Annotated in this window: 2 protein-coding genes and 1 pseudogene; 1 reads left to right on the forward strand and 2 read right to left on the reverse strand. The window is 71.2% G+C overall.

Going from position 1 to position 2520, the window contains the following annotated elements:
* A pseudogene (locus GJ633_RS15770) lies at positions 1 to 170 on the reverse strand (dihydroorotase); the annotation flags it as partial.
* A gap of 186 nt (positions 171 to 356) precedes the next feature.
* Here GJ633_RS15770 and GJ633_RS15775 point away from each other — a divergent pair.
* A complete protein-coding gene (locus GJ633_RS15775) occupies positions 357 to 1520 on the forward strand; it encodes an inorganic phosphate transporter (RefSeq protein ID WP_156589539.1) in 1164 nt (387 codons plus the stop codon).
* A 28-nt stretch (positions 1521 to 1548) separates the two neighbouring features.
* Here GJ633_RS15775 and GJ633_RS15780 read toward each other — a convergent pair whose 3' ends face one another.
* Positions 1549 to 2313, reverse strand: coding sequence for an undecaprenyl diphosphate synthase family protein (locus GJ633_RS15780; protein ID WP_321169128.1), 765 nt, complete (start codon positions 2311 to 2313; stop codon positions 1549 to 1551).
* Between the last annotated feature and the right edge of the window lie 207 nt (positions 2314 to 2520).

Consider the following 2520-nt stretch of genomic DNA (forward strand, 5'->3'; position numbering starts at 1 on the left):
GAACGTGGACGTCGACGGCGCCGGGGAGGAGGTGTTTCCCCCGCGCGTCGATCTCGCGGTCGTCCGGCGCCGGCTCGAGCCCCTCCGCGACCGCCGCGATCGCCCCGTCGTCGCCGACGCGCACGTCGCGCACCCGTCCGTCGGCCAAGCGTCGCGCCCGTGATGAGCATGCGTAGCCGGTCGCGGCGCGGGCGTAAACCGTGCTGATCCCGAACCCCGACACCGTGGCGATCCGGAATCCCTGGCACGGCTCGACCGGCGCTCGGTCCGAGACGCCGCCGCGGACGCCGCCCCGGCCGGCGGCGTCGGTCGAAGACCCGTTCGTTTAACCCGGCGTGTGTCGTTTGCAGGAACGTATGGTGGAGCCGCTCCTTCTCGTCGGGGTCACGGTCGCGGCGTTCGTCGGGTACAACATCGGCGGGGCGACGACGGGTCCCGCGTTCGGGCCCGCGGTCGGCGCGAAGGTGATCTCGAAGTCCGGCGCCGCCGCGCTGATGTCGGTGTTCTTCTTCGTGGGCGCGGGCACGCTCGGACAGCGGGTCGTGACGACGCTCGGAGAGGACCTCGTCACGGGCGCGAACGTGTTCACGCTGGAGACGAGCATCGTCGTCCTGTTTTTCATCGGCGGGGCGCTGTTCGTCGGCAACTACGCCGGGGTGCCGGCGTCGACGTCGATGACGGCCGTGGGCGCGATCGCCGGGCTCGGGCTGGCGACCGGCACGCTCGACTGGGCCGTGATGGGCGAGATCGCCGTCTGGTGGATCGTCGCGCCGATCATCGGCTTCTGGGTGTCCGGCGTCATCGGCCGGTACTTCTACCCGACGATAGACCAGTGGGTGGCGATCGAGAGCACCGACGGCTCGCTGATCGAGATCGACCGGTCGGGCGCGCTCCCGCGCCCGGTCCCGGGGCCGAACACGACCCGGCGCGAGCTGGTGGGCGGGGTCGTGGTCATCGCGATCGGGTGTCTGATGGCGTTCTCCTCGGGGACCTCGAACATCGCGAACGCCATCGCGCCGCTGGTCGGCGCGGGCGTCGAGATGACGCCCATGATCCTGCTCGGCAGCGCGGCGGTGGCCGTCGGCGCGTTCACGATCGCCCGACGGACGCTCGACACGCTCGGGAACGACATCACCGAGCTGCCGCTGACCGCGGCGATCGTCGTCGCCGTCGTCTCCTCGGGGATCGTGATCAGTCTCTCGGCGGTCGGCATCCCCGCGTCGTTCGTGATCATCGCGACGATGTCCATCGTCGGGCTCGGCTGGGGACGCGCGACCCGGACGGTCACGGCCAGCGAGGGGCTCCGCGGGAAGAAGCGGCCGAACGTGTCGGTCGGCGCCCTGAAGGTCGACGAGATCTCGGAGATAGGCCAGGGCGACCCGTCGGACATCCCGTCCGCGGCGGACCTGTTCAACCCGGCGACGAGCGCGCGCGTCGTGCTGATGCAGAACGTGGTCCCGATCCTCTCGACGGTCGGCGCGCTCGTCACGTTCTCGTTGCTCTTCGCGTTCCTGTGGTGAGGGCTGCCAACTCAGGGCCCCGAGGTCCTCAGCGCCCGAACCGTCGCTGACGGTCCTGGAAGTCGAGCACCGCGCGGAGGTAGTCGCGCCGCCTGAAGTCGCGCCAGTTCACGTCGGTGAAGTACAGCTCGGCGTACACCGACTGCCAGATACCGAAGTCGGAGAGCCGCTCGGCGCCCGTCTTGATCACGAGGTCGGGCTCCTCCGGGAAGACCAGCCGGTCGGTGACGTCCGCCTCGTCGATCGCCGCCGGGTCCAGCTCGCCCGCGTCGACGTCGGCGGCGATCTCGCGGACCGCGGCCGCGAACTCCGCCTTGCCGCCGAGACCGACGGTGATCCGGATCGGAACGTCGTCGAGGTCACCGTCGGCCGCCGTCGACTCCGCCCGCGTCCGGGAGTCGATCTCGCCGTCGTCGTCCGTCACGTCGGGCTGGTCGTCGTTCGTCACGTCGGGCTGGTCGTCGTCCGTCACGGCAGGTCGGTCGACTTCCGCCGCGTCGACCTCGTAGTCGGCATCCGTCGCGTCGGGCCCGTGGGCGACGAACGGCTCCGGCGGGTCGAGCCGCCGGAGTTCCCGGAGGAGCGTCGGGACGACGGCGGCGTCGAGCACCGAGACCGAGACGGTGACGCGAGTCGCGCCGTACTCGAAGGCCCACCGGAGCGCCGCCGCGAGCGTGTCGAAGGCCCCGTCGGCGAGGAGGTCCCGCTCCGTGAGCACCAGGGCGACGTGCTCGGGCGGGTCCCCGTCGTGGAACCGGTGGCGGACGGCGAGGTAGGTGTCGTACAGGCCCACGTCCGATCGTGGCCCCGCGGCGTCTAAAATCCCGCGTCACGGACCGATGTCGCGCCGCCTCGATGAGGGAAACCGATGCCGCGCCGTCTCGGGGAGGCGGACCGATGCGGCGTCACCCGGCAGAGCCGCCCGGCGAGCGCGGACGAGAGATTTAATTCGCCGTCGGCCGTACCGCTCTCGATGGCAGACAGCTACCGCGGCGTGTTC

The sequence above is a fragment of the Halorubrum sp. CBA1125 genome (assembly GCF_009742825.1).
In the GTDB taxonomy this organism is placed as follows: Archaea; Halobacteriota; Halobacteria; order Halobacteriales; family Haloferacaceae; genus Halorubrum.